Origin of the sequence: Streptomyces sp. NPDC047017, assembly GCF_040644175.1 — a bacterium.
Lineage (GTDB): Bacteria > Actinomycetota > Actinomycetes > Streptomycetales > Streptomycetaceae > Streptomyces.
In genome coordinates this window covers 93,859-120,416 of sequence record NZ_JBEYVW010000007.1, presented here as the reverse complement: position 1 = coordinate 120,416, position 26,558 = coordinate 93,859, and the positions used below count along the sequence as shown (strand labels likewise).

General features: G+C 69.7%; 26 protein-coding genes and 2 pseudogenes. 16 read left to right on the top strand and 12 right to left on the bottom strand.

Translation table 11 applies throughout. From position 1 onward, the window contains the following. Positions 1-3 precede the first annotated feature (3 nt). Positions 4-765, bottom strand: a complete 762-nt coding sequence (locus ABZ858_RS14115; protein WP_361376503.1) for an SDR family NAD(P)-dependent oxidoreductase — start codon at positions 763-765, stop codon at positions 4-6. Between the two features lie 192 nt (positions 766-957). On the opposite strand from ABZ858_RS14115, the gene ABZ858_RS14110 reads away from it, so the two are divergent. From ABZ858_RS14110 to ABZ858_RS14095, 4 genes are all read left to right on the top strand, one after another. Continuing rightward, positions 958-1,815 carry a helix-turn-helix transcriptional regulator gene (locus ABZ858_RS14110; protein ID WP_361376500.1) on the top strand — a complete coding sequence of 286 codons (858 nt, stop codon included), beginning with the start codon at positions 958-960 and terminating at the stop codon, positions 1,813-1,815. A gap of 108 nt (positions 1,816-1,923) precedes the next feature. Continuing rightward, complete coding sequence (locus tag ABZ858_RS14105; protein WP_361376497.1) at positions 1,924-2,622, top strand: helix-turn-helix domain-containing protein; 699 nt, start codon at positions 1,924-1,926, stop codon at positions 2,620-2,622. 32 nt (positions 2,623-2,654) lie between these two features. Then, positions 2,655-3,158 (top strand): DUF3291 domain-containing protein, encoded by a 504-nt coding sequence (locus ABZ858_RS14100; RefSeq protein ID WP_361376494.1) that lies wholly within the window; start codon positions 2,655-2,657, stop codon positions 3,156-3,158. Between the two features lie 82 nt (positions 3,159-3,240). Beyond that, positions 3,241-3,642 (top strand): DUF2809 domain-containing protein, encoded by a 402-nt coding sequence (locus ABZ858_RS14095; protein WP_361376491.1) that lies wholly within the window; start codon positions 3,241-3,243, stop codon positions 3,640-3,642. 31 nt (positions 3,643-3,673) lie between these two features. On the opposite strand, the gene ABZ858_RS14090 is transcribed toward ABZ858_RS14095, so the two are convergent. After that, positions 3,674-4,225: an EF-hand domain-containing protein gene (locus ABZ858_RS14090; protein ID WP_361376488.1), complete on the bottom strand. Its 552-nt coding sequence runs from the start codon at positions 4,223-4,225 to the stop codon at positions 3,674-3,676. A gap of 248 nt (positions 4,226-4,473) precedes the next feature. Between ABZ858_RS14090 and ABZ858_RS14085 the strand changes: the two genes are divergently transcribed. Together ABZ858_RS14085 and ABZ858_RS14080 are read left to right on the top strand one after the other, a co-directional pair. After that, the gene (locus ABZ858_RS14085) at positions 4,474-5,160 is read left to right on the top strand and encodes a nitroreductase family protein (RefSeq protein WP_361376485.1); all 687 of its coding nucleotides are present in this window, start codon (positions 4,474-4,476) and stop codon (positions 5,158-5,160) included. Between the two features lie 514 nt (positions 5,161-5,674). Then, a complete protein-coding gene (locus ABZ858_RS14080; protein ID WP_361376482.1) occupies positions 5,675-6,331 on the top strand; it encodes a hypothetical protein in 657 nt (218 codons plus the stop codon). 229 nt (positions 6,332-6,560) lie between these two features. On the opposite strand, the pseudogene ABZ858_RS14075 reads toward ABZ858_RS14080, so the two are convergent. Further along, positions 6,561-6,815: pseudogene (locus ABZ858_RS14075) on the bottom strand (beta-ketoacyl synthase N-terminal-like domain-containing protein); the annotation flags it as partial. A 130-nt stretch (positions 6,816-6,945) separates the two neighbouring features. After that, positions 6,946-8,154 carry a 4-hydroxybenzoate 3-monooxygenase gene (locus ABZ858_RS14070; RefSeq protein ID WP_361376479.1) on the bottom strand — a complete coding sequence of 403 codons (1,209 nt, stop codon included), beginning with the start codon at positions 8,152-8,154 and terminating at the stop codon, positions 6,946-6,948. Positions 8,155-8,355: 201 nt separating this feature from the next. Here ABZ858_RS14070 and ABZ858_RS14065 point away from each other — a divergent pair, with 201 nt between their 5' ends. After that, a complete protein-coding gene (locus tag ABZ858_RS14065; RefSeq protein ID WP_361376476.1) occupies positions 8,356-8,913 on the top strand; it encodes a helix-turn-helix domain-containing protein in 558 nt (185 codons plus the stop codon). Positions 8,914-9,298: 385 nt separating this feature from the next. On the opposite strand, the gene ABZ858_RS14060 is transcribed toward ABZ858_RS14065, so the two are convergent. After that, on the bottom strand, positions 9,299-9,961 hold the full coding sequence (locus ABZ858_RS14060) for an MSMEG_1061 family FMN-dependent PPOX-type flavoprotein (RefSeq protein ID WP_361376473.1): 663 nt from the start codon (positions 9,959-9,961) through the stop codon (positions 9,299-9,301). A gap of 185 nt (positions 9,962-10,146) precedes the next feature. After that, entirely contained in the window at positions 10,147-10,839 is a 693-nt protein-coding gene (locus tag ABZ858_RS14055; RefSeq protein WP_361376470.1) for an isochorismatase family cysteine hydrolase, read from the bottom strand. 55 nt (positions 10,840-10,894) lie between these two features. Between ABZ858_RS14055 and ABZ858_RS14050 the strand changes: the two genes are divergently transcribed. The 6 genes from ABZ858_RS14050 to ABZ858_RS14025 all read left to right on the top strand — a co-directional run bounded on the left by ABZ858_RS14050 (position 10,895) and on the right by ABZ858_RS14025 (position 16,161). Then, positions 10,895-11,407 carry a PadR family transcriptional regulator gene (locus tag ABZ858_RS14050; protein WP_361376467.1) on the top strand — a complete coding sequence of 171 codons (513 nt, stop codon included), beginning with the start codon at positions 10,895-10,897 and terminating at the stop codon, positions 11,405-11,407. 116 nt (positions 11,408-11,523) lie between these two features. Next, positions 11,524-12,183, top strand: a complete 660-nt coding sequence (locus ABZ858_RS14045; RefSeq protein ID WP_361376464.1) for a DUF6417 family protein — start codon at positions 11,524-11,526, stop codon at positions 12,181-12,183. A 288-nt stretch (positions 12,184-12,471) separates the two neighbouring features. Beyond that, positions 12,472-12,717 (top strand): Smr/MutS family protein, encoded by a 246-nt coding sequence (locus ABZ858_RS14040; protein WP_361376461.1) that lies wholly within the window; start codon positions 12,472-12,474, stop codon positions 12,715-12,717. Positions 12,718-13,041: 324 nt separating this feature from the next. Beyond that, entirely contained in the window at positions 13,042-14,565 is a 1,524-nt protein-coding gene (locus ABZ858_RS14035) for a hypothetical protein (RefSeq protein WP_361376458.1), read from the top strand. A 296-nt stretch (positions 14,566-14,861) separates the two neighbouring features. Next, the gene (locus tag ABZ858_RS14030; RefSeq protein WP_361376455.1) at positions 14,862-15,584 is read left to right on the top strand and encodes an alpha/beta hydrolase; all 723 of its coding nucleotides are present in this window, start codon (positions 14,862-14,864) and stop codon (positions 15,582-15,584) included. 214 nt (positions 15,585-15,798) lie between these two features. Further along, positions 15,799-16,161, top strand: a complete 363-nt coding sequence (locus ABZ858_RS14025; RefSeq protein WP_361376452.1) for a hypothetical protein — start codon at positions 15,799-15,801, stop codon at positions 16,159-16,161. A 100-nt stretch (positions 16,162-16,261) separates the two neighbouring features. On the opposite strand, the gene ABZ858_RS14020 is transcribed toward ABZ858_RS14025, so the two are convergent. From ABZ858_RS14020 to ABZ858_RS14010, 3 genes and pseudogenes are all read right to left on the bottom strand, one after another. Next, the gene (locus ABZ858_RS14020) at positions 16,262-16,705 is read right to left on the bottom strand and encodes a DUF6086 family protein (protein WP_361376449.1); all 444 of its coding nucleotides are present in this window, start codon (positions 16,703-16,705) and stop codon (positions 16,262-16,264) included. A gap of 419 nt (positions 16,706-17,124) precedes the next feature. Further along, positions 17,125-17,460 (bottom strand): annotated as a pseudogene (locus tag ABZ858_RS14015) (HTH domain-containing protein); the annotation flags it as partial. A 774-nt stretch (positions 17,461-18,234) separates the two neighbouring features. Beyond that, complete coding sequence (locus ABZ858_RS14010) at positions 18,235-19,146, bottom strand: MBL fold metallo-hydrolase (protein ID WP_361377174.1); 912 nt, start codon at positions 19,144-19,146, stop codon at positions 18,235-18,237. 187 nt (positions 19,147-19,333) lie between these two features. Here ABZ858_RS14010 and ABZ858_RS14005 point away from each other — a divergent pair, with 187 nt between their 5' ends. From ABZ858_RS14005 to ABZ858_RS13995, 3 genes are all read left to right on the top strand, one after another. Then, positions 19,334-20,263 (top strand): AraC family transcriptional regulator, encoded by a 930-nt coding sequence (locus ABZ858_RS14005; protein ID WP_361376446.1) that lies wholly within the window; start codon positions 19,334-19,336, stop codon positions 20,261-20,263. Positions 20,264-20,540: 277 nt separating this feature from the next. After that, complete coding sequence (locus ABZ858_RS14000) at positions 20,541-21,101, top strand: isochorismatase family cysteine hydrolase (protein WP_361376443.1); 561 nt, start codon at positions 20,541-20,543, stop codon at positions 21,099-21,101. Between the two features lie 165 nt (positions 21,102-21,266). Continuing rightward, positions 21,267-21,437 carry a hydrophobic protein gene (locus ABZ858_RS13995; protein ID WP_361376440.1) on the top strand — a complete coding sequence of 57 codons (171 nt, stop codon included), beginning with the start codon at positions 21,267-21,269 and terminating at the stop codon, positions 21,435-21,437. A 267-nt stretch (positions 21,438-21,704) separates the two neighbouring features. Here the strand turns inward: ABZ858_RS13995 and ABZ858_RS13990 are convergent, their stop codons facing one another. The 3 genes from ABZ858_RS13990 to ABZ858_RS13980 all read right to left on the bottom strand — a co-directional run bounded on the left by ABZ858_RS13990 (position 21,705) and on the right by ABZ858_RS13980 (position 26,557). Continuing rightward, positions 21,705-23,369, bottom strand: a complete 1,665-nt coding sequence (locus tag ABZ858_RS13990; protein ID WP_361376437.1) for a ricin-type beta-trefoil lectin domain protein — start codon at positions 23,367-23,369, stop codon at positions 21,705-21,707. 145 nt (positions 23,370-23,514) lie between these two features. Continuing rightward, positions 23,515-25,602, bottom strand: a complete 2,088-nt coding sequence (locus ABZ858_RS13985) for a sugar-binding domain-containing protein (protein WP_361376434.1) — start codon at positions 25,600-25,602, stop codon at positions 23,515-23,517. 91 nt (positions 25,603-25,693) lie between these two features. Then, on the bottom strand, positions 25,694-26,557 hold the full coding sequence (locus tag ABZ858_RS13980) for a carbohydrate ABC transporter permease (RefSeq protein WP_361376431.1): 864 nt from the start codon (positions 26,555-26,557) through the stop codon (positions 25,694-25,696). Between the last annotated feature and the right edge of the window lies 1 nt (position 26,558).

Sequence of the window (26,558 nt, the reverse complement as noted above, 5' to 3'; positions counted from 1 at the left end):
GCGTCAGCCTTCGCGGCCGGGGAGCATGGCCAGCGCCTTGGCGCGCTGCGCGACGAGGTCGGCGTAGGTGCCGTCGCGCTCGGCCCAGCGGTGCATGAGGACGCCCCGCACGAGGATCTCGTGCGGGGTGGGCTCCGCCGAGAGCAGGTGCATGACCTCGGTGGCGAAGTCGTCCAGCGGCAGCGCGTGCGGGTTGACCTTCTCCTGGCCCGCCGTGGCGACGGCCGGGGGGACGAGTTCGACGACGCCCACCCCGGTGCCGTCGAGCTGCGCGCGCAGCGCCTCGGAGTAGGCGTGCACCGCGGCCTTCGAGGCGGCGTAACTGGGCATGGGCGGGAACGGCAGGAAGGCGATGCCGGAGGTGACGGTGATGAAGGTGCCGGAGCCCCGCCGGACCAGATGAGGGGTGAAGGCGTCGATGACCCGGATGGTGCCGACCAGATTGGTGTCGATCGTCGTCTGCGCCGCCTCGAAGTGCGCGGGATCGCGCAGGTCCTCCAGGAGCATCACGCCCGACATCGTCACCACCGTGTCCAGCTTCGGACAGCGGGCGAGCACGGCGTCACGGGCGGCCGCGACCGACGAACTGTCCGTGACGTCGACGGCGAACGTGCCGAAACCCTCCCCGGCCAGTTCCGAGAGGGCTTGCGGACTGCGGCCGCCCACGGCCACGGTGCTGCCCGCCGCGGCGAACCGCCGGGCCAGTTCCCGCCCGATACCCGAGGTGCCGCCGACGACGAGAACGGTGCGGTTGGAGAGATCCACGAGATCTTCCCTTCAGTGCGGGGCGCCGCCGGGGTGCGTACCCGGGGCGCGGCGAGTGCGGTCCTCTGTCCTTCCTTCTCGGACAGCGCCACCCCAGTCTTGACACCCTCCACCGAATGCGGCAGGGCCCCCGCCCTCCCTGGTCCTGCCAGGACCCCCTAAGAGTTCCGCGCGCCGCATTACGGTGTCGGTATGAAGGACGAGCAATCCGGCAACCGGCTCGGCAGCTACCTCCGTGCCCGGCGCGAGCTGGTCTCACCGGCCCAGGTGGGGCTCGCGCCCGGCGGCAACCGCCGCGTGCCCGGCCTGCGGCGTGAGGAAGTCGCCCTGCTCGCCGGAATCAGCCCCGACTACTACCTGCGCCTGGAACGGGGCCGGGACAAGAACCCCTCACCCCAGGTCCTCGCCTCGCTCGCGCGCGTCCTCCAGCTCGACGACATCGAGCGGACGTACCTGCTCGGCCTCACGGCCGCACGCCCCAGGGCGCCACGCCGCAAGCGGCCCGAGCACGTACCGGCCCGGGTGCGCGAACTGCTCGCCCACCTGCAGATCCCCGCGTTCGTCGAAGGCCGCGCGTTCGACGTACTGGCCTCCAACCCCATGGCCCTCGCGCTCTCCCCCCGCCTGCGGCCCGGCGAGAACCGGCTTCGCTCCCTCCTCCTCGACCCCGAGGAACAAGCCTTCCACCAGGACTGGCCGCGAGCCACCGCCGATTTCGTCGCCGCCCTCCGGACCACCATCGGGGACGACACCGACAACCCCCGGTTCGTCGAACTCGTCGGCGAACTCGCCCTGTCCAGCCAGCGATTCCGTACCCTGTGGGCCCGCCACGACGTGCGCACCCTCGACGGAGGCACCACCACCGTCCACCACCCCGTCGTCGGCGAACTCCGCCTCCACCGGGACAAACTCCCCATCGACGATGTCATCCTCGTCGTCTACTACCCCGACAAGGACAGCGACAGCGACGAGAAGCTGAGGCTCCTCGCCTCACTCACACCCACCGAACCCACCGGCACGGCACACTCACCGCACCCCGGAGCAGCCTGAACAGGGCCGACGTGAGCAGGGGCCGCGTGCCCAAGGACGAACCGGGCCCCGCTTTCCTCCCCCCGCCCCCGTTCTATATCCAACCCGCGTTGTTCCTAGAATGGCCGGGTGGAGGACATCGACGCGATCGCGGTGCTGCAGGATCCGGTACGGCGCCGCCTGTACGAGTACGTAGTGGCGCAGGGCCGGGAAGTCGGCCGTAACGAGGCCGCCGAGGCGACAGGGGTGGCGCGCACGCTCGCCGCGCACCATCTCGACAAGCTGGCGGACGCCGGACTGCTGGAGAGCGGAAGCCGCCGCCTGTCGGGCCGTACGGGACCGGGGGCGGGCCGTCCCGCCAAGGTGTACACGAGGGCACGGGCCGAGCGGTCGGTGTCGCTGCCCGCCCGCGACTACCGCACCGCCGCGGAACTGCTGGCCGAGGCCGCCGAACAGGCCGGACTCGACGCCGGGCTCTGCGCGGCCGCCCGCCGCCGGGGCGAGGCCCTGCGGGGCTCGGCAGCGCCCTGCGGCGACCTCGAAGAGGCCATGGAGATGCTGGCCGCCCGCGGCTACGAACCGCACCTGGAGAGCGACGAAGTCCCCCCGGGCGGCGAGGGGGCACCTGGGACGGCGGCGCCCGTCGTACGTATGCGCAACTGCCCCTTCCACGCCGTCTCCGAGCGCTTCCCGCCGCTCGTCTGCGGCATGAACCTCGCACTGCTGGAGGGGTTGTTGGGTACGGACGGTTCCGTCCGGGCGCGCATGGACGCCCGGCCGGGGGAGTGCTGTGTGGTGGTCGAGTCTTCTAAAAACAATGGCCGTTGACATAGAAATGACGGCCGTGCTGAGATGAGGTCATGACCGCATCTGAGCCTGCCGCCCACCTCGCCCAGCTCAACGTCGCCACACTCCGCCACCCCCTCGACGACCCGCGCACAGCGCCCTTCGTCGAGCTGCTCGACCCGGTCAACGCCGCCGCCGACGCCGCGCCCGGCTTCGTGTGGCGGCTCGTGGAGGAAGGGTCGGCCGACGCCACCGGCCTGCGTCCGGCGGGCGAGCACGTCATCGTCAACCTGACGGTGTGGCAGTCCCCAAAGGCCCTGTGGGACTTCACCTACCGCAGCGGCCATCTGGAGGTGATGCGACGGCGCCGCGAATGGTTCGAACGGCACGTCGAGGCGCACCTGGTGCTCTGGTGGATTCCGGCCGGTCACCTGCCGACCGTCGGAGAGGCCCTGGAGCGCCTGGCGGACCTGCGGGCGCACGGACCGTCCCCGCGCGCGTTCACCTTCGCCTCCTCCTATACCGCGGCCGAGGCCGCCCAGCACGTCCGGTCCGCGCCATCGGCACTGGCACGGTAGTCGCCGGCCGGGCGTCCCGCAGAATGACCGTATGGCCTCTCCCCACGAAACCGGCGCGGGCGTTGACGCGGAAGCGCGCCGAATGCGCCTGTCGGCGGTCGCGGCCGCGCCGGTGATCGTCGGTGCGGGGCTGGGACTCCGAGCCGTGGCCGCGGGAGACGCGGCCAAGTACGGCGGGGACGCCCTGTACACCCTGCTGATCGCCGCCCTCGTCGTCCTGGCGGCGCCACGGATGACGGCGTGGAAAGCCGGCGCGCTCGCACTGACGATCAGTTGGGTGATCGAGTTCCTGCAGCTCAGCGAGTTGCCGGCCCGGCTCGCCCGGCACAGCACCGCTGCCCGGCTGATCCTCGGTTCCACCTTCAACGCGCCGGACCTGTTCTGGTACGGGGTCGGCGCGTCGGCCGGATGGCTGCTCGTGGCCCTCCAGAGGGCGGGTTCGCGACGGCCGTCTGCCGTCACCGCGAGGGATCGTTCGTGGTGATCGCGGGGGAGCCGGGGGGCTCCGGCCCGTGTTACTCACCGTCCGCGCCGGGGAGCGGGCCGCACACCAGGTTGCCTGGTTCCCGTGGATCGTCACTGGTCCAGAACTGGGTCCACAGCGCTGCGAATTGCGGACGGCTCAGATATCCGTCGCCGTCCTGGTCGAGACGGTCGAAGACGTCGCCGGTACGCACGCTCCGCCCGTGCCAGGTGTCGATGAGCCGCTGGTGCTCGGTGCGGGATATCCGGCCGTCACCGTTCTCGTCGATGGCGTCGAAGATGGTGTCGGCGGTGGCGGTGACCTGCTCGGTCATGGACGGCAGCAGGTCCACCACGGAGAGGATCCCGTCCATGTCGATCCGGCCGTCCTTGTCGGTCCCCGTCGCCGCTGTCAGCTGCTGCCACCACCCCAGCGTCACGTCCTCCACCCGCGCGGCCAGCTCCGACCCGGGCTCGACCCGGGGCAACCGCGCCCAGCGGTCGGCCAACGCCACGAAGTCGCCCTCCTCCAGACAGCCGTTGCCGTCCACGTCGAACGCGTCGAACATTCCTTGCAGCTTGTCCCGCTGGAACTCACTGGCCATGACCGGCCTCCTCACTCACCGTGCCGAGAGAAGGCTGCCCGCGCCGGCCGACCACCCAACGGCGCGCGGGAGCGCGGGAGGCGAGACCCGCGCCTCCGAGGGCCGTCGGCACGCCTCACGCGCCGGTTCGGTGGCTGGGAGACGACCTTCGCGGCACCGGCATCATCCGGCCCATCCCACGAAGAGTCTGTTGCCCGTCCGGCTCTCGATGGCCCAGGCTGTGGGACCCCGGTCCACGAGGAGGATGCGTGAGGCAGCACACCCACCCGTTCGTCCCCTACCGGCCCGACCGTTACGACGAGACCGAGATGATCCGGCGCGGGACGGAGTTCGTGTCGTTCCTCGACCGCCGGCGCAGCGTGCGGTTCTTCACCGACGAGCCGGTCCCGCGCAGGTGCGTCGACCTGGCCATCGCCGCGGCGAACACCGCCCCCTCCGGAGCCCACTTCCAGCCATGGAAGTTCGCCGTGATCGGCGACGCCGAGACCAAGCACCGTATCCGGGTCGCCGCCGAGGAGGAGGAACAGGTCAATTACGACGGCGGGCGCATCCCGCCCGAGTGGCGCGCCGCCCTCGCACGCCTCGAAACGGACGCGGACAAAAGCTTCCTCGACGTGGTGCCGTGGATCGTCGTCTGCTTCGCCGAGAAGAGCACCGCACTGCCGGACGGTTCACTGCGCAAGAACTACTACGTCAACGAGAGCGTCGGCATCGCCTGCGGCTTCTTCATCGCCGCCCTGCACGCGATGGGACTGAGCACCCTGACGCACACGCCCAACCCGATGCGCTTCCTCACCGACATCTGCGGACGACCCGGCAACGAGCGGCCCTACATCCTCTTCCCCGTCGGCTACGCCGCACCCGACTGCGAGGTCCCCGACCTGACCCGCAAGTCGCTGTCGGAGGCGACCGCCGAGAGCCCCGGCCGCAGGTGACCCCGCCGGACCGCCCGGCTGATCCCCGCACACCGCGAGAGCACCCACGCGACTCACCCCGCCAGGCTAGGTCAGGCACTCTGACCTAGCCTGGTCGGGGGACGGCCGGGGGAGAAGGGCATGGGCGACCGGCGAATGGCACACCGGAAGCTGACCGCAGTGCCCGCCCCGCCGCCTGGGCGTCACCCGGCAGACGGCCCACCAGGCGGTCCCCGGGGCTCATCGGCATGGGACTGCTCGAACAGGCACCGGACCCGGCCTCCGCGCGCCCGCACGTCCGGTGATGACGCACAAGGCGGCCGAGGCGTGCCCCGCCCGCAGGTGACCAAGGGTGGAGGACTGCCCGCGGGAGTCCACCCTCACCGCCGAGGGCACCTCGCTCCGTCCCTGTCGGCGGGAGTGGAGTTGATCTTCGGTACGATGCCCCTGGTCAGGCCGTGCGATCCCGGCCCCTTCACCTGGCGCCCCGTACGGCAGGCGGCTGCTCCTCCTCGCAGGAGCCACCTGCGCCGCCGTGGGTCTGACCACCGGGTGGACGGGCCTTCCGTGGTTGCTGCTGGTGTCCGCGATCTGCATCGCCCGGCAGATGACCGACCACTCAGATGAACAGTCGCAGATGAACAGGGGGATGAGAGTGTCCAACGCCTATCCGAAGGACGCCCCAGAGCTGGTCCGACAGCAGTCGGCCGACCAGAAGAACAGCCGTTTCAAGTGGGGGCTCGGCAGCGTATTCACGGTCATGGTGATCGCCGCCGCTGTCTCCGGCTGCGGGAGCGGTGGCAAGAGCGACAAGGCCGATTCGGCGGCGAACGCACCCGCTTCGGCGGGGGCGGGAGCATCTCGGGGCGCGGCGCCCACCGGCAAGGGCACGGCGGACGCCGCTCCCACGCCGAAGGCCAAGTCGACGGTGCTCACGCTCACGGGCTCGGGCACCAAGAACACGAGCGCGTTCAAGGGCGGCGACGATTGGACGCTGTCCTACACGTTCGACTGCACCAAGGCCATGGCTGCCGTCGACGGCAAGGGCAACTTCATGGTGTTCGACAAGAACGACAAGCTCGTCAACGAGATGGACAAGACCGGCAAGGGCACCACGTCACAGCACACGGCGGGCAGCCACCAGCTGCAGATCGTCAGTGAGTGCGCCTGGACCGTGCAGGTCACTGGCTGACACTCCAGCAGCTGATCACGATCTGCCGGTGGCAACGCAACCGGGCCCGGTGACGAGCCCGTACCACGACCACCCGGTGCGACGGTCGGGCTCTCGTCCTCACTTGGTGAGGACGAGCTGACATTGTGTCCGCCGAACCCGAACGAGTTGGCCAGCGCGGCGGACCACTGACCGGTGCGCCGCTCGCCGCGCACCACGTCCAGTTCCACGCGCGGGTCGAGTTCGTCGAGCATGCCTCCACCTCACCCGCGACGACCACCACCGCCCGTCCGCTGCGGATCAGATCCTGTCCCGGGGCAAGGACCTCCGCCCCCGACGCACAGGCACTCACCGGTGTCCTGGCGCCTGCCTTCGCGCCCAGGTCCATGCTCACCCGGGCAGCGGGCCCGTTCGGCATCAGCATGGGGACCGCGAACGGCGACAGCCGGCGGATCCCGGCCCGCTCGAAGACGTCGTCCTGCCCCAGCGTGGTGAGGACTTCTCCGCCAGGAGACGCACCCCCGACGTGCCGTCCAGCAGCGCCGCCCGCGACGACGGCGCATCGGGCCCCAACGCTGACCCGCGCCAGGAACGCGCCACATGAGCAGGCGCGGGGAGGCGGCTGGCTGAAGCGGCTAGTTCAGGCCGGTGAGGAACTCGCTGAACAGGCGGCTCGCCGTGGTCGACGCATACAGGCGCTCGAACTCCGCGCGAGCGATCCGCTGCTGGAACTCGCCTCGGTTGGAGGTGTCACCGCTGTCGTGTATCAGGTCGGTGAACCACGCCGCGAATGCCTGGTAGTTCCACACGTGCCGCAGGCAGGTCGCGGAGTACTCCCTGAGCAGGGTCGGATCGTCGTCCTTGACCTGGCGGAGCACGGCCTTGGCCAGAACGTCGGCGTCGTGCAGAGCGAGATTCATGCCCTTGGCGCTCATCGGCGGCACGATGTGGGCGGCATCGCCCAGCAGATAGAGGTGTCCGTAGCTCATCGGGTCGTAGACCACGCTGCGCAGCGGAACCAGTTGCTTGCTGGAGATCGGCCCCCGGGCCGTCACCGGTTCACCGAAGCGGGTCTCGACCTCGTCCCAGATCCGCTCGTCGGACCACTGCTGTGTGGTGTCGTCGAGCGGGCACTGCAGGTAGAAACGGCTGGCCCGCGGGCCGCGCGCGAACTGGCCGGCGAAGCCGCGGGAATGGATCGCCATCATCGACTGGTGACTGGCCGGGACCTCCGCCAGCACGGTCAGCCACGCGTAGCCGTACTCATGGCTGTAGCGCGTGAGGTGACCCTCGGGAATGGCCGCCCGGCTCACCCCGCGGTCCCCGTCACAACCGGCGACCACGTCGCAGGCGATCGTCCGGGTGGTGCCAGTGGTGCCAGTGGTGCCAGTGGTGCCGGTGGCGTCCTGGTAGCGCACGAGGGGCCGCGGGCCGCGCAGGTTCTCCAGCGAGACGTCCTCGGCCTCGAAGCGCAGGTCTCCGCCGTCGCTCACGAAGGTGTCGATGAGGTTGCGCACCAGGACCTGCTGCGGGCAGAAGCGTCCGTCCCCGTTGTCGTCGGCCAGGAACCGGTAGGGGCGCGTCCGGCCGTCGATCCGGAAGTTCATGGTGGGTTCGAAGGGCATGCCGCCCAGGATCCGCTCCTCCAAACCCCACTCACGGAACATACGGGCCGCGCGGGTGTCGATGACTCCCGCTCGCTGCCGCTGTTCCACATACTCGCGGCTGCGGCGCTCCAGGATGACGCAGCCGACCCCGCTGCGCAGCAGAAAGTTGCCCAGCGCGAGACCGGCGACGCCTGATCCCACGATCACGACCGTTGTGTTCTCGTTCCGTACGGACATTACTGAGACTCCTTGACTGTCCGGGCGCCGGAATAGGGCACTGCTGGTGGCGTGCGGCACACGCGCCGGCGTGCGACGGCAGGCAGGCGCCTGCCGGGGAAGTGGCGTCCGAGAGGGCATTCCCATACGCTTAACCGAAGTCACCACTACGGATCAGCAGCATACGTAGTCATCACTACGGATAGCAAGGGGAGAGTCATCATGCGCCGAGACGGTGCCGCCAACCGGGAGAGCGTGCTGCTCGCGGCCGAGCAGGTCTTCGGCGAGAAGGGGGCGGCGGCCTCCACGGAGGAAATCGCCCGCCGGGCGCAGGTCAGCATCGCCACCGTCTTCCGCAACTTCCCCACCAAGCAGGACCTGATCGAGGCCACGGCCGCCCGCTATCTCGACGGCCTCACCGGCCAGGCGCGTGAACTGGCCGACAGCATCAGTGACCCGGCGGAGGCGTTCACGACACTGCTGCGCACGTTGGCGTCCGTCGGCGCCGCGAAGATGGCGCTCATGGACCTGCTGCCGCCCCACGGCGACGACTGGCAGGGCCTGTCCCCGCAGGTCGTGTCCGCGGCGGGCACCTTCCTGAGCGAGATCGGCCACGCCCTGGAACGCGCCCAGGCGGCCGGAGCGGCCCGAACGGACGTCACCGTGGACGACGTGTCCCTGCTCCTGCGGGCCCTGGCCCACGTGACAACGCCCGGCGCGGACGAGGCCGTCGAACGCGCCCTGCGCATCGTCCTGGACGGGCTCGGAGTCCCGCGTTAGTCCGGCGCCTGGTTGCTCTACGGGGAGGCGCGCATCGACGAGGTTTCCGCGGTGGCCGACAGGAGGCAGTGCGCCCTACTTGATGCCGCTCGACTCCTTGTCGGCGGAGTGGGAGCGGCGATGTGCTGCCACTCGTTCGCGGGTGTGGTCGGCGCCCGCGCGATGAGGAACTCGTCCGCCGCCAGGCCACAGGTGCAAGTCAGCGATACACCGGCGAGCATGCCGGGCCGGGCTGCGGGCCTGTCCGCGGAGCTGTGCGCGCCCATCCAGGCGATCCCGTGAGACGTGCCCCTCATACTGATGGGATGCGCCCCGCGCTTGATCTCGGATTGGCCGACCTGGGAGTTCGGTGGGTGCTGGTTCTCCGATCGCCGGTCGGCGGCCGTCACTCGTACCGGTACTTCAGCGAATCCGCCTCCGCCCGCTCGATGTCGGCGATCGTCAACTCCGGCATGCGCAGCTGGGCCAGCGTCACCTCGGCCGAGGTCGGCTGGGCGTCCGTCGGCAGCCACTGCTCCGGCTTCCAGGCCCCGCTGCGCAGGAGCGACTTCGGGCAGTGTGGGTAGACCTCCTCGACGCCGACGACCAACGCACTGGCAGGCGGCTTGCCCACAGCGGTCAGCTGTGACAGCAGCTCCGGGCGAGTGGAGACGCAGGCCCGGCCGTTCACCCTGAGAGTCGTGGTGCGCCCCGGAATGACGAACAGCAGCCCGGCCCGTCCGGTGGCGATGACGTTCTGCAGCGTGTCCAGGCGCTTGTTGCCGGTCGCGTCCGGTATCACCACCGTCCGTTCGTCCAGAACGGCGACGAACCCGGCGGGGCCACCGCGCGGCGAGACGTCGCAGTTGCCCTCGGCGTCCGCACTGGCGACCAGGACCAGCGATGAGCATCCGATCAACCGCCGCGTCTGAGCGGTGAGTTCGGTCATCTGCTTGCGTACGGACGCGTCGCTGGGGAGTGCGTAGGCCCGGCGCAGCGCCTCCTGGTCGGACACGGCGTCGAGGCACAGCGAGTCGAAGGCACTGGCGGTGAGGGGTGGTGGCGTCATGTATCCGACCTTAACGGGCTGACCTGCGCGCGCTTTTGGTCGGTGAGCGCGGGGAGACGGGGACACCCGTCCGAGTTGTCTGGTGCGTGAAGAACGAACGGGTTTGCGTGCGGCGGTGTCCCCTTCTGCCGGAGCCCGGGTGCCTTGAGCGACCCGGCGGTGGGACACAGTGAACTGGTGCCGTGTCAGACACGGTTCGCTCGCTCCTCGTCATCTGACTCTGCCGGGCCGGCCGCGGCCAGTCTGTCGCTGATCTCCTCGGCGGTCAGTACGAGTGCGAAACCTTTGCGGAGCACTGCGAGTTCGGGCTCCTGGCGGGACTCGTCGTCGGTGGCCGTGACGTCGGACCCGAAGACGACCTTGTAGCCGCGTTCGTACCCCTGCCGGGCCGTGGTGCCGCAGCAGTAGTTCGTGAGCGTTCCCGTGACGATGACCGTGTCGCGGCCGAGGTTGCGCAGCATCGTGTCGAGAGGGGTGTCGTAGAACGCCCCGTAGGAGGGTTTGCGGATCACGGCCTCGTCGGGGTGGCGGCCCATGGGGGCCCACACCTCGGCGGGGCCCGGCCGGCGCCAGTCGGTGTCTTCGTGCGGGAGGAACCGCAGGGCGTGCGGCCGATCCAGTCCGAGATGGGTGTCGTCGAAGATGGTCCAGATCACCGGCACGGACGCGGCCCGGCAGCCTTCGACCAGTTGGCGGAGCCGGGGTGCCATCCGGGTGGCGGCGGGTACCCAGTAGGGGCTCCAGCCGGGCCGGACGAATTCGTCCTGCATGTCGATGACCAGCAGCGCCGCCCGTTCGGGTCGTACGTCGAACGACGCCCGGCCGTGCTCGTAGGCATTCCGCGCCCGCGTGGTCACCCATTCCTCGGTGTATGCCATCCCTGCCTCCTGCATCGATTCGAGGTACCTCGCTTCGATGTGCGAGAGTAGCAGCATGCTCGAACTCGCGATCCTGGGATTCCTCGCCGAGGAGCCACTGCACGGCTATCAACTACGCAACCGGCTGGCGCACTTGTCCGGCCACACCCGGCCGGTCAGCGACGGCAGCCTCTACCCGGCGATCAACCGGTTGGTCGGCGCGGGCTTGCTCGACCGGCGGACCGAACGGGGTGCCTCGGCCGCTCAGCGGCACACCCTGAGCCTGACCGACGCCGGCCGCCGCGAGCTGCTCCGCCGGCTGCGCGACGCCAACGGCCTGGACATCAGCGACAGCACCCGGTACTTCACGGTCCTGGCTTTCCTCTCCCACCTGCCTGATACCGCCGACCAGCACGCGGTGCTGCGTCGCCGGCTGGAATTCCTGGAACAGCCCGCGAGCTTCTTCTACGACGGTGACCGCCCGCTGGGTGCCGACGACACCGACGATCCCTACCGGCGCGGCATGCTCACCGTCGCCCGTGCGACCAGCCGCGCGGAAAAGTCCTGGCTTCGGGAGGAGTTGGCCTGACATCGCACCGGCGATAGCGCCTCTTGCCGGTGATCTTCTGTCGTTTCTGTGCGCGGGGCGGCGCCCGGCCTCTAACGTCGACTCGCCGGTGTCGGAGAAGCAGGATGAGGTGGGCTGTGGGGGAGCGGAAGGCCTGGGTCGAGGTGCTGCGGAAGCTGTGGGACCTGGAAGCTGAGGCCCGGTCGGGGTGGGTGGTTTTGGATGACTTGCTGCCGCAGTTCCAGCAGGCGGTGGACGCCGCCGTAGGGCAGGGACTGGTGGAATCGGCCGACCGGGAGACGCTCGCGGAGCTGTCCGCCCCGGAGGACCGGCCCGTCTCTCGGGCGGTGCGGCTGTCCGCTGCCGGGTTTGACGCGCTCATCTACGCGGACGCCGAACCGGCTCCCGCGCCGCGCCGCGACGGTCCCGCAGACGACGAGAAGCTGGTCGAGCTGCGTCCCGCCGAGATGGACGCGGTGCGCCGGTATGTGCGGCTCAGCGCGCGGCTGCGTGTTCCGCCGGCTGATGGTCTGGCGGAACGGGTGCGTACCTCGTCGTTCGACCGGGCCGGCAACCGCTGGTCGCTGTTCCTGAACGCGGAGCAGATCGAGTCGGTGGCCTACGCCTTCTACCTGCGCTCGGTGGGAGGCCCGGTGACGGAGGCCAACCGCTTCGCCCGGCTGTACGGCGTCATATTCCGCGCCAACCGGGAAACGGGCGCCCTTCGCTCGAAGCGTCTGCCCCGATCGGCAGCCCAGCACCCTCCTACTGGTAACGCGGCTGATGTGGGCGGTTGATCGATCGAGTACTGGCTGACGGTGCTGGTGAGCAGCGACAGTCGGGAGGGAGTGGAGGTGCCGCCCCGGTTGTGGTGCGGCCGGCCTCCGGCCACGCTCCCGCCTCGGCACCGTCGCCGTGCAGCCGCCCCGCAGCGGCGTCCGTCTCCGCGTCGCGGTCGACGGCGTCCACGTCGAGGCCGCGCTCGGACAAGGCCGGACGCGGCCGCTCTGATCGTGTTCGACGCTCGGGGCCGCCGTCTCTGACCTGTGGTGGGACACTCATGGCGCAGCGACAGGAGGCTCCGCATGATGTCACTCGATCTCCACCCGATCTTCCGCAACAACCGCGATATCGAACTGGCACTACGCCAGTTCCTCTTCCGGGCGGTCCAGTCCGGCGAGGCGGTCGTCGAGATCATTCCCGGCAAGGGATCGGGACGGCTCAGCGGCCGGGTGCTCGCGTTCCTGGACCAGAAGCACATCAGGAAGCTGTACGTCCGCCGCGAGGTCGACTCGCGGAACACCGGACGGATCCTGGTCCACTTCCGCTGACTCCGTGGGCCGCCGGAAGGGAGATGAAACGGACAACGCGCGGCAGCTCCCGCACTCGTCCACGTCTTGAGTCAGTGCAAACAGGGGGCGCCACCGAGAGCGTTGCCGCACACGCACACCAGGCTTCTCCCGACACTCGACAGCCCACCAGCACCTGACAATTGTCATCTGAAGCTACGGACGATCGTTTCTGTTCCCCGCTCCTGCCCGCAGGCGAAGCTGGTGCCCCTGACGACCGGCGCCTCCTGGCGCCGCGGGGTCGTCGGCACACGCCGTCGACACACGTCGTCGACATACGACCGGGGGTTACCGACCATGAACAGAGTGACGAAAGGCGCGGCACTCCTCGCCGCGACCATGACTGCCGTGGGCGTGGCATGGAGTACGGCGCCGATGGCGGGCGCGACCGCTGCCGGCACGCCACCGACCACCACCACCATCACTGTGCAGACCGACCACACGTTGGCGACCGTCCGGCCCGACGCGCTCGGTGCCGACGACTGGCAGACCGACCGCGAATCGAGCACCCCGGCGACCGCCCGTCTGCTGCGCGCGGACGGAATCCGGTTGCGGGAACTGAACACCGGACCGTGGGACGACACCTACCGGTGGCGGACCAACACCTTCGACCATGATCCGATCACCGACACGATGGACCCCTCACCGAAGGCGGTGCCGTGGCAGTCATGGGCGTCCGGCGCGAAGAAGGCCGGTGCTCAGATGATGGTGCACGTCAATTACGGCAGCACCGCCGACGACGGGCCCGGCGGCACGGACATCGGCCCGCAGGAGGCCGCGGCCTGGGTGCGGCAGGCCAACATCGTCGACCACGACCACATCACCTACTGGGCCATCGGTGAGGAGGTCTGGGGCAACGGCTTCATGCTCCCGACCGCGAACGAACCGGACCATCACGCGCTGAAGACGCCGGCCGAGTACGGCCGCAACGTGGTGCGGTTCGCCAAGGCCATGAAAGCGGTCGACCCGACCATCAAGATCGGAGTCGAGCTCGCCCCGTTCTCGTCCGTGAACGGCAAGGACTGGAACGACCCGGTGCTCGCCGCCGCGGGCGACGCCGTCGATTTCGCCGACATCCACTGGTACAACTACGGCCAGGGCGCCGCCGCGAACACCGACGCCGCCCTGTTCGCCTCGACCGGCCGGATCGCCCCGACCATGGCCGCGATCCGCGGCCAGCTCACCGCGAACCTCGGTGCCCACGCCCGTCAGGTCCGCACGGTCATCGGCGAGACCAACACCAACGCGCAGGACCCCGGCGTGCAGAGCACCACCCTCCCGTCCGCTCTGTACGCCGCGGACGACATCAGCACCTGGCTGGAGCAGGGAGCGTCCAACGTGGCGTGGTTCGACTCCCATCACGGGGCCTACCCGGACAAGGCGGGCTCGCCGGACGATCCCGACGGACTCGGCTACGGCACCTGGGGAATGCTCTCGGACGGTCCGCAGGCATGTGAGAAGAACACCCAGGGTCAGGAAGTCTGCGAGCCGCCGCTGAACACGCCGTATCCCAGCTACTACGGCGTCGGCATGGCGGGCCGTCTCGCTGCTCCGGGCGCCCGGCTCGTGGCGACCGCCGGGGGTGGTTCGCCGATCGTGTCGCACGCCGCCGTGCAGCGCGACGGCAAGCTCGTGGTGCTCGTGGAGAACCAGGACCCGAATGCGAGCCACGACGTCCGGCTCGACTACCCGGGCTACCACGCCGGACCGGTCGCCGTCGCCTACTCCTACGGCGCCGGCAGCACATCACCGGCCAGGTCGCTCGTCCCGGCGCACTCCGTACAGCTCCCTCCCTACAGCATGACCGAGCTGGTGCTTTCCCGGTCCTGAAGTACGAAGTACGAAGTACGGGACTGGAATAGAGCAGGAACGGAAGTGGGCACGAAGGCCCGGCACGAGCCATGTGCCGGGCCCTCGGAGGGCTCAGCCTGATGGGGGAGACAGCCCCACTGAAAACTCTTTGGCGGACCACAGCACCCCCTGCTACGTTTCCGGTGGCCGTGCGAGAGAACGAGGAGGTGGTACCCGTGAACGCAGTATCGACATGGGTGCTCCCCTCCGGGGTCACGGTCGGGCGATAGGTCGTCCGGGAGCGCCGTTCAAGAGCACTCCCGAAAGGCACGACTGTGCGATTCACTTCCGAACTGCGCCTCGACGACGGCGTCCTCGCGCGCGAATTCACCCTCGGTGAGATTCCCGGCACCTTGTGGACGCCTGAATCCGCCGCACCGGCCCCGCTGATCCTGATGGCCCACAACAACGGCCTGCCCAAGAGCGAACCCCGGCTGGTGGCCCGGGCCCGGCACTCCGCGGCGTACGGCTATGCGGTGGCCTCCATCGACGCCGCCGGGTGCGGTGACCGTCCCCGTTCCGCCGCCGAGGAGCAGGCCCGCGCCGACCTCCGCCGGGCGATGCAGGCAGGCGAGCCGGTCGACGAGATCTTCGAGTCCTTCATCGGCCCGCTGGTCGAAAAGGCGGTCCCGGAATGGCGGACCACCCTGGACGCCCTCCTCGCGCTGCCCGAGATCGGCGGCCCGGTCGGCTACTCGGGATGGACCGCCCTCGGCATCCGGCTGGCGGTGACCGAGCCACGCATCACGGCCGCCGGCTTCTTCGCCGGAGGTTACGTGCCCCGCGCGCAGCGCGAGGAGGCCCGGCAGGTCACCATTCCGCTGCTGTTCCTGCTGCAGTGGGACGACGAGGGGAACCCCCGGCAGCGGGCCTTGGACCTGTTCGACACCTTCGGCACCAAGGAGAAGACGCTGCACGCCAATCTGGGCGGACACGTCGGTACCCCGTGGTTCGAGGTGGAGGACGGGAACCGGTTCTTCGGCCGGCATCTGAAGTGAGGTGGGCCGTCTGGGCGGCGGCAGGCAGTAGGCGGTAGAGGACGTCGGCGCCAGAAGCACAACCGCAAACGCCACGAACGGGCGGTATCAGTACCGGTATCGATGGTACCGCCCGGTCGGACTTGCCGAGATCCTCATGAGCATACCGGCGATCGGACTCCTTCTCGATGGAGATCAACGAGCGTGGGATAATGAACAAATGGATTGCATAGACATGAGCGAGCGCGAGTACTGGTCGAACGTGGCGAAGCGGCCCGGAATGTACATCGGTCGGACGACGCTCACCGGTCTGGAGGCGTACTTGGACGGTTACCACCATCATTCCGTGCGTCATGGTGGCCCCGGTCTGGACGGTTGGCGCGAGTGGTTGGTGGCCAGGCGAGGCCGCGACTGCAATCACACATGGCAGGGCCAGGTCCGCCATCTCGCCCTCCCTGAGGGATGGGAGTCCTGGGACCTTCCCGCGGACCAGGAGCAGCATGTCATCAAGGTGCTCTTCGCACTGCTTGACGAGTTCCTTTCGGAACGAGAAGCGGACACCCGACTCCACGCACCTCAACCCATGAACGACCAGTGAGCGACGACCACATGGGACTCGATGCCGAAGGTCGTTGAGGACGGCGGGATGCTGCAGCGGCCAGGCGCTGCGATCGGTTCGCCGTACGCGGTTGCTTCGATCAGCGGGGCATGAGCCGTCCCAGCTCCCGTGCCTTCTCGCGCAGGCCCGCGGACCAGACCCTGCCTTCCCCCACCGATGTGGACACTCCTGTGTCGGTGGAGATCTGCAGGTCGTCGAACGGGGCTTGCGGGGCGGCTCCGCGCTGAGCCCAGTCCACTTCGATCCCGGCGCGCTCGGCAAGAACCAGCACTGTGGCAATGAAGCCTTCGGAGAGCGCGAGCCAGATGGCGTGGCTCGTTCTTCGGTGCTTCGCCAGGAGGGCGTCGACAAATGTTTTGAGGGTGTTGGGGCTGATTTGGCATTCGTCATTCTCCATCGGCCCGATGCCCGATGGAAGTTCAAGCTCCGCCTCGAAGACCGCTACCTGGCGCTGGAACATGAGAGAAGCACCATTGGATGGGTTCCACAGCGTCTCGTCGCCTACGTCGAAGTACTGGCTCATCGCGGCGCCTTTCAGCCGGTCGTGACCAGCCAGCGTATCCAGCCGGACAGAGTCGATACCGCATGTACGCAGACATCCGTGCACAGTTCCTGACGTCGGCGCCCGGGAGGGTCGGCCTGTGTCAGAGACCGCGGTGTGCTCAGGGAGTGCCCACTCTCTCTGCGTCGCCCATGACCCCGTCGAGCCACGCGCAGTGCGGCTGCCGCCCAACGCCGGCGGGCGTAACCCTGATCAGCCGCCACCAGTACGTGCGGCACGGGCACAGCGGGCGGCGAGGTCTGTGAATGCTTCGGTCAGTTGAGGTGGGCCGAGGACCTCGATGTCGGTGTCTAAGCGGCTGATGGCGAAGGCGGAGAGATCGCCGCCGGGGATGTCGCGCGGGACGAAGCCAGGTGATGAGGCTCTACGCGGCGGACGTCTTCGGCGAGGGTGCTGCCGGTGGTCGCGGTCTGCAGCGCGACGGCCAGGGCGACGGCTTGGCCGTCGTCGAACAGCATGGGTGGCAGGTGCGTGCCGGCCTCCAGTCGGTAGCCGCCGGCCGGTCCCTTGACGGTCGTGATGCGGTAGCCGAGTACGCGCAGGCGGTCGATGTCCCGGCGCACGGTGCGCGAGGTGATGCCGAGACGCTCGGCGAGGTCCGCACCGGACCAGTCTCGGCGGGTCTGGAGCAGCGAGAGCAGCGAGAGCAGCGAGAGCAGCGAGAGCAGCGTGAGCAGCGTGAGCAACCGGGAGGATGTTTTCTGCACGAGATCCATCAAGTCCTGCGAGATCGCCGGCCTGGTCCGCCACGCCGGGTGCTGGGCGAGTTGCTCGTCGAGAAGGGCTCCAAATGGGTCTCGGCGTGCCAGACGCCCACCGCGACGGACTGTGCGTCTGCGGGGAAGCGGGGCTGGCCCGTACGCCGGGGCTGCTGGCATGATGACGCTCATGACCGCATACCGAAAGGCCGATGCCGCGTAGACGGCCTGGCCGGCTCCGTGCCGACCGACGACATGACCCACGCGCCTGCGGAGTTCCGCCACCGGACCGGATCCACTGGCTCTCGACTCGCACCAGTCTGGCGATACATCGAGTCGAGAGGCTCTCGACCGACTACTACGTGTATCCCGGCGCCACGGAGTGGGCATTGAGACGGTACCGGGCCTTCTCCCTCTCCCCAGGCCGCCGTCATCTGTATCCGCAGGATGCGGAGTGCTCATGCCGGGGTTGTTCCTTCGACGACGTGCGGCACGCGCGGGACGTCCTGGATGAGGTTCTGCGGCAGCTGCCCACCCGTGCTCGCGAAGAGCTGAGGCGTCGAGTGGCTTCTCTGGACGTGGCGTACCTCCAGCGCACTCTGCCAGATCCATTCGCTGATCAACGGCAATGGGGTTCCGACCTCTGGTGGCGTCGTCGTCTGTCCGGTGGCAGAGAGGGCGGGTGAGCCTGGGCAACCTCCGTGGACCGGTGCCGCGTGGTCGCCTCGTACCGGTGAACCGATCTCACCCTGTGCCCCGGCCCGCTCCTCCCTTCCACCGCGGAGCGCGCCGCTACGTCCGATCGACCGTCGCCCAAGGACCAAGAGTCAACCCCCCACTTGTCCGCCGGACTTCCACCGCTCCCGCACCGGCGAAGTGCGCAGGGACGAGCAGTTCCCGTTCCTCGGCCGCCCGGTGGAGGATGCGGTGGCGGGTGGCGGCGGCCTGCCGGGGAGCCAGGCAGAAGTCGCTGTTGCAGGAGGGGGCGAGGATCTGCACCGGAGTGTGCACCAGGTCCCCGACGAAGACCGCCCGGTCGTTCCCGGACGCCAGTCGCAGTACGGACGAGCCGGGAGTGTGACCGGGCGCGGACTCCAGGGTGAGGTGTTCGTCGATGCGGTGGTGGCCGTCCCACAGTACGGTTCGGCCGGCCCGGTGGACGGGCGCGACGCTGTCTTCGTAGACCAGGCGGTCGTTCTCGAACAGCCCGTCGCCGTAGCCGTTGTCCGGGCCGAAGTGGAAGTCGTCGGCGGCCGGGACGAGGTACTGGGCGTTGGGGAACGCGGGCACCCACTCGCCGTCCACTCCGCGGGTGTTCCCGCCGACGTGATCGGCGTGGAGGTGGGTGTTGACGACCACATCGACATCCTGGGGGCGGACCCCGGCCCTCGTCAGAAGGCCGAGGAGATCGCCCCGCCAGTGGTGGAACAGCGGCGCGTCCGGCCGCTCGCGTCCGTCGCCCACACCTGTGTCGACCAGCACGGTCCGCCCGCCGCTGCGCAGCACCCAAGTCTGGATCGCGATCACCACCCGGCCGCTGCCCGGCTCCCAGTGGTCCGGTGCCAGCCAGTCCTCGTTGTCGTTCCACAACTCGACGGCCGCATCCGGAACCACGGCGGAGGCGGGCGCGAAGGGGCCCCGCCACTCGACGACCCGGATGACCTCGACATCCCCCAGCACGATGGTCTGCGCGCTCGCCCGCACGCCTTTCCCTCCGGTCCTGTCCACTCCCTCGTCCGCGCCTTCGTTCACGCTCTCGGTCACCTTCTCATTCACGCCTTTGTCCCTCATGGCTTGGAGCCTAGAAACGCACCGTGAGCCGTTCAATGCGCTGTCGGCTCAGGAAAATACGCGTCCGTCTCAGGTGTCGGACGAGCGATACGCTGCATGGATGGACGTGGTGAGCGACGCGATCTCCGCCGTGCGTCTCGGGCAGCCCTCCTCCAACAGAATTCGGGTGAGCGGGGCATGGTGCGTGCGGCTGGACCCGTATGCCGGTGCGGGTTTCCTTGTCGTCATGCGAGGCGGCTGCTGGCTGCTGCCCGACGGGGGCGCCCCGGTGTCTCTCGCCGTGGGCGACGCGGTGCTGCTGCCCCATGGCACAGGCCATGTGATCGCGGACTCCCCGGTTGACGCGGAGGCGGTGCGCAACGCGGTGCCGTTCGCGCGGTGGCCGGGCGGGAACGGAGAGCGAGCCCGGCCCGATCGCGGCGGGACGGAGATACTCTGCGGCAAGTACCGGCTCGACTGCAGCCGCCTGCATCCGCTGATGGCGGAACTGCCCGAGGTCGTCCACCTGCCCAGCCGGATAGGCAGCCGTGTCGAACTCCGCGCCGCGATCGACCTGCTCGCCGGTGAGCTGGACGAGCGGCGGCCCGGCGCCTGCACCGCGCTGCTGAGCCTGCTCGACCTTCTCCTCGTCTACATGATCCGCTCCTGGATGAGCGAGGCGACCAGTGGGGTCTGGCCCGGCGTCCTGGGCGACCCGGTCACGTCCGCCGCCCTGCGCGCGCTGCACTCGGACCCCGCCGCCCCGTGGACCAACGACCGCTTGGCCGCGGAGGCCGGCGTCTCCCGTCCCACCCTGGCTCGCCGCTTCGCCACCCTGGTCGGCCGCCCTCCGATGGCGTACCTGACCTGGTGGCGCATGGTCCTAGCCGCCACCCTGCTCCGAGACACCCCGGACACCCTCGCGGCCATCGCCGACCGCGTCGGCTACGGCAGCCCGTACGCGCTCTCGCACGCCTTCGAGAGGGAGTTCGGGACCACACCAGGACGGTACCGGGCGAAGGTCGCGGATCGAGCGCCGTCCGCCGGATGACTCCGGCACCCTCAAGCATTCGGCCAGCCCGTCGTGGGAGGGTGCGGCGACAGCCGCGGCGCGTTCGACGCGTGCCGGCGTTCCACCGTCGGCCCGCACCGCGACCCGGCCGACGCCGATCCCGATGTGCTGTGCCGCGTACGGGAGATGGCGCTCGGTACGCTCGGCAAGCATGCGGGCCGTGAGCCGGACCATCGGGTGCCACGCACTACCGGAACGTGGAGAACCCGGCCCTGGCCCGCTACGACACCGAACTCACCTCGTTCCTGGAGACGCTATGACCAACGCCCTGCTCGTGATGGACGTACAACAGGCCGTCGTGGACATCGTCGACGACGGCTCCGGATATGTGCCCCGCGTGCGCAGGGCCATCGACGGTGCCCGCGCCGCGGGCATCCCCGTGATCTACGTGGTCATAGCCCTGCGTCCGGGCTATCCGGAGGTCGGCGCGCGCAACAGGCCGCTCAGCGGCATCGCGCGCGCCGGGCTCTTCGTGGAAGGCGCCGCCGGTACCGAGATCCATCCCGGTGTCGCGCCCCGGCCGGGCGAAGTGGTGGTCACCAAGAGGCGGGCGAGTGCCTTCGCGGGCAGCGACCTCGACATGGTGCTCAGGTCACGCGGCATCGACAGCCTGGTGCTCACCGGCATCGCCACCAGCGCCGTGGTGCTGTCCACCCTGTGCCAGGCCAACGACCTGGACTTCGGTCTCACCGTCCTCGCCGACGCCTGCCTGGACACCGATCCCGAGCTGCACCGAGTCCTGACCGAACGACTGTTCCCGCAGTGGGCGGACGTCGTCACCGTCGACGACTGGCTCGACGGCCTCGCTCCCCGATAGCCGCGGCCAGCCGGACGGCAGCCGCGCGGGCAGCAGCCTTCGCCAGGCACGGCGAGACCGCGGAGCCAAACAGCGCACATGCCCTTCATTCTTTGGAAGTAACCCGTGTTTTGTGTGCTTGTACGGACGAGGTGAGGGCATTCGGTGGCCAGGAGGTTGATGACAATGGTTCCCCTGCTTCTGGTTCTTCTGCTGGCTCTGATCCTCTTCGGTGCGGGCTTCGCACTGAAGGCACTGTGGTGGATCGCGGTGATCGTACTCATCGTGTGGGTGCTGGGCTTCGTCGTCCGTTCCGCGGACGCCGGCGGCCGCAAGGGCCGCTGGTACCGCTGGTAGACGCAGACAGACAGACAACAGACAGACACACGGGTGTGGGGCCCGGCCGGACAGCGGCCGGGCCCCACACCCGTGTGTCGACGTCTTTCACGGAATTGGCTGGAACAGACCCGGCGTATCGGACGCATCACCGGGTAGGTGAATGATGCACCGGCCCCGCGGAAAACAGCAGTGGAACCCTGCTCCTCCTATTTCCGCGGGGCCGCTGCGCGTACGCTCCCGGCGCACCGGCCCTTCCAACGGGTCGTCGGCCCCTTCAGCGGGTCGTTACGCGGGAATGTTCCACTTCTGGGTGCCGAGGCCGTTGCAGTCGTATATCTGGAGGTGGGTGCCGTTGGCGGTGCCGCCCGAGGAGATGTCGAGGCAGCGGCCGGACTGCGGGTTGAACAGGGAGCCGTCGGCCCGGTGGCGCCACTGCTGGCCGCCGACGCCGGGGGCGCAGTCCCACAGCTGCACCTTGGTGAAGGCGGCCGTGCCGTTGCCGTCGATGTCCAGGCACCTGCCGAAGGCGCGAAGGGTGCCGTCAGGCGCGACGGACCAGCGCTGACCGGTGGCGGTGCCGCAGTCCCACAGCTGTACGGCCTTGCCGTTGCCGCTGATGTTCGTGTCGACGTCCAGGCACTTGCCCGCCACCCACGGGGTGGTGACCTGGCCCACCGGACCGCCGAGCGTACCGGTGTTGAAGCGGACCTGGCACTGGTTGCCGGTGCCGAGCCAGGTGGCGCTCAGGTACAGGAACGAGGTGCCGTCCGCCCGCGGGGCGATCGGCGAGCTGTAGCCCGGGCAGGACGGCTCACCCGACTTGTAGCCGCCGGTCGGGTCCGTCTTGACCGGCGCCTCGATCTCGGTCCAGTCGCCGGAGCCGAGGTTGGTGTTGGCCAGGATCACGGTGCCGGACTCGGCCATGACGGCCTTGTTGCCGGTCGGGCCGGTGACCACACGCTGCCCGGACATGAGCAGCGTGCCGTTCGGGCCGCCGCCCGGCAGCCAGGCCAGGTAGGGGGTGTGCAGCAGGTGCCGGCCGTCGCTGGTCTGCACCAGGGTGCCCGGGGAGTCGGTGGGCGCCCAGTTCAGGCCGTTCGCGCTGGTCTTGGTGTACACCGCGCAGGCGTGGTCGGCGTTGGTGGCGTCCCGGCACAGCTCGTAGGCCATCATGAACGTGCCGTTGGGCAGCGGGACGACGATCGACATGCCGGGGCGGGCCAGGTTGTCGGCCGGGAAGGCGACGTCCTTGGTGAGGGCGGAGCTCCAGGTGCGGCCGCCGTCGGTCGAGGTGTAGTGCCCGATGATCTGGTTGTTGGTCGGGGAGCCGGCGGGCCGCTCGTCGGAGATGAAGCAGGCGAGCGTGTTGTCGGGCGCGAGCAGGAACCACGGCTCCCAGATGCCCTGCCCGATGGTGTTGGGCATGCCGCTGGTCTGGGTGCAGTTGGACAGGTACTGCCAGCTCTGGCCGTGGTCGGTGCTCTTGAACACCTCGATCTTCTGCGCGGTGAAGTCACCCGCCTTCCAGGCGGTGCCGGCCGCGAGCAGGTCACCGGCGTTCAGCCCGTTCGCGGTGCGCGGCACCTCGTACAGGACGGGGGCCTCCAGGTCCCAGCCGGCGGTGTGCGAAGTGATCGTGGACAGGGGCGAGTTGCCCCAGGTGCGGCCGCCGTCGGTGCTGCGGTAGACCGGCAGCGCGTTGGTGCCGCCCTGGTTGCGCCGGGCGAACGTGGCCAGCATGGTCTGCCCCGACGAACCGTCGTGGTCCAGGCGGACGGCGCGGGGATAGCTGTCGTCGCCCTGCGGATGGGCCGCGAGGTCGGGCGAGGCGAGGACCTGTCCGGCGGGGGCGGCGGAGGCAGGGAAGGACCATAGAGACAGCAGGGCGGTCAGCAGCGTGAGAATGCCGAGCAGGGCCGGGGCTCTGCGTCCGGGTGAGTGCGTGCGCACGGGTCGACTCCTTGTCGGATGGGTGTCGGATGGTGCACGGGCGGTGCGTGCCCTGGGCACGCGGGTCCGGCCGGGCCGCGGCGCCGCTCCGCACGGACGGCGGAGGTGCTCGGCGCCGGGGCTCCGCGGCCGGCGCGGGGTCCGGTCAGCCGGCCTGGCGGGCCAGCGGGTCGTCCCCGACGTGCGGTTCGGTACGGCTGTCCACGTCGAGCGCGGTGCGGGCCACGATCTCGCCCTCCACCACCAGCGCCAGGTGCAGCCGCCCGCTGGTCCAGCCCTCGGGGAGCGCGGCGGGCACGGCGACGGGGGCGCCCAGCGCGTACGGCTTGGCGCCTGCCCGGCACTCGGGCACGGCGCTGCCGGGCTGCTCGGGCGCGGCGGCGTACACCGGGCTCCACATGGTGTGCAGCGCGCCGTCCACCGGGTCGGTGCCGTGGTGGGAGACGCGCACGTCGACGGTGAAATCCCGGCCGGCGGTGAGCAGGTCGCGGCCCGGGGCGACCGGGATGACGTCCAGGACGAGCGTGGTGGTCGCGTTCACGTGCGCCGGGTCGACGCCCGCGAGGTCCTTGGCACCGCGATGGAAGTCGAGCAGTCCGGCGCTCTCGTGCTCGATGTCGTACAGCTCGGTGTAGACGTAGCCGGCGAGCCGGTCGTGGCGGCGCAGTTCCTGGGTCTGCCAGCGCAGGTGCCAGGCGCGTTCCAGGCCGGTGAAGCCGCCGCCGTACTCACTGTTGAGGTTGGGCAGGCCGCGCAGCGGCTGGCCGGGTACGGCGAGCTTCTTGTGGACGACGTAGTCCGGGCCGAGTTTGACGGGGAAGTCGTCGCGCGCCCCGGAGAGCAGGTCGGCGACGGTGGTGGCCCAGGAGGCGGCGCTCTCGTCGTAGTAGTGCCAGTCGAGCAGATCCGTCTTGACGTGCGTCCAGCCGGAATTGTCGACCACGGGCCGGGTGGGGTCGAGGGCCTTGAGCCGGTCGTACGCGTCGGCGGTCGCCCGCTGCTTGGCCGGGTCGCCCGGGATGTCCCAGTCCAGGCCCCATTCCTCGTTGTACAGGCCCCAGATGACGATGGCCGGGGAGTTCCCGTCGCGCTCGACCATCGGCTCGATCTGCTCGGCGAACCGGGCGGCGGACTCGGCGGAGAAACGTCCGGGGGAGGCGGGTTCGGCCCACAGCAGCATGCCGAGGGTGTCGGCGTGGTGGACGAAGCGGGGGTCCTCCAGCTTCAGGTGCTTGCGTACGAGGTTGTAGCCGGCCTCGGCGGCCAGCTCCAGGTCGCGGCGCAGGGCGGCGTCGTCGGGGGCGGTGATCCCGCTGTCCGGCCAGTAACCCTGGTCCAGCACGCCGCGCACGAACAGGCGCCGGCCGTTGAGGTACAGCGCCTCGCCGTCGACGGTGATACTGCGCAGCCCGGTGTACGAGGTGACGCGGTCGCTGCCGTCGTCGCTGGTCAGCTCGGCGTCGACGAAGTAGAGGTGCGGGTCCTCGGGCGACCACGGGCGCGGCGCCGGGACGGGCAGTTCGGTGACGGCTCGGCCGTCCGGGCCGATCTCCAGGGTGACGGCGGTGTCCTCGCCGCGCACCCGCAGCTCCAGCCGCGCCGATCCCGCGTGCGGGCCCCGCACGGTGGCGTCGACGGCGATGCCCGCCAGATCGGCGGTGGGGCGCAGCCGCAGGCCGGCCAGGCGGGTGGCGGGATGCGCCTCCAGCCACACGCTCTGCCAGATCCCGGAGGACGGGGTGAAACAGACACCGTCGTAGTCGTCGCGGGGCATGCTGCGCTGCTTGCCGTGGACGATGTGCTGCTTGTCCGCGGGGGAGTGCACGCGCACGGTGAGCAGCTGCTCACCGTCGCCGAGCGCGTCGGTCACATCGGCGGAGAACGGGGTGTAGCCGCCCTCGTGGCGGGCCACCTCGGTGCCGTTGACCCAGACGACGGCCTCGTGGTGGACGGCGCCGAAGTGCAGGCGGACACGCTGCCCGGCCCACTCGGCGGGCACCGTGAAGGTGCGCCGGTACCAGGCCGTCTGCAGCCAGTGCGCGGCGATGCCGGAAGCGGGTGTCTCCCAGGCGAAGGGCACCGTGATCCGCTGGTCGTAGCCGTCGGCGGCGTCCTCGGTGTGCCGCCCGGCGGGGTCGGCACGGAAGTCCCAGTCGCCGTTCAGGCTCGTCCACGCGTGCGAACGGTCGAAGTGCGGGCGCGGGTACTCGGGGCGGGGAGGCAGGTGAGGCATGGGTGTGCGTGCTCCGATCGGAGTGAGGGGCGGTACGGGGAACGGGACGGCCGGCGGTGCGCGCGGGCCTGGCGGCCGGCGGTCCGGGCGGTCAGCCCTTGACGCTGCCGGCGAGGATCCCGTTGATGAAGTGGCGTTGCAGCAGGATGAACAGCAGCAGGACGGGCAGCATGGCGATGCTGCCGGCGGCGAGCAGTTCACCCCAGACGGTCCCGAAGTCGGCGCCGATGCGGTTGCCGGTGACGTTCTGCGCCAGCGTGGACAGGACCACCTGGAGCGTCTGGTGGCCTTCGTCGTTGACGGCGACGACCGGCCAGACGAAGTCGTTGTAGATGTTCATCGTGGTCAGGACGCCGAGCGCGGCGATACCCGGGCGGACGACGGGGACCACGATCCGGGCGAAGATCTTGAACTCGCTCGCCCCGTCCACGCGTCCGGCGTCCAGCAGCTCGTCGGGGACCGCGCTGATGGTCTGCCGCATCCAGAAGATGCTGAAGGCGTCGATGCTGCCGGGCAGGATCAGCGCCTGGTAGGTGTTGACCCAGCCCAGCTGGCTCATTTCGAGCAGCAACGGAATGATCAGCACCAGGGTCGGCAGCATCAGGGTGAGCATCAGCACGCCGAAGAGCAGGTTCTGGCCGCGGAAACGGTACTTGGCGAAGGCGTACCCGGCCAGGGGACAGAAGAACATGGTCATCGCGCCCTTGACCGCGACGACCAGCAGGGTGTTGAGGAACCCGGTGCCGATCGGCACGTCGTGGAACATCGACCGGTAGTTGTCGAACGTCGCGGAGCCGGGCGAGAACGTCAGCGGCGCGCGCACGATCTCGTTCGCCGGTTTCAGCGACGAACTGATCGCCCACCAGATCGGATAGACGAACAGCACGGCCAGGCCGGCGAGCACGACGTACTGGAAGGGCCCCGGCTTGGGCTGGGAGAGGCTCTTGCGCTTCATG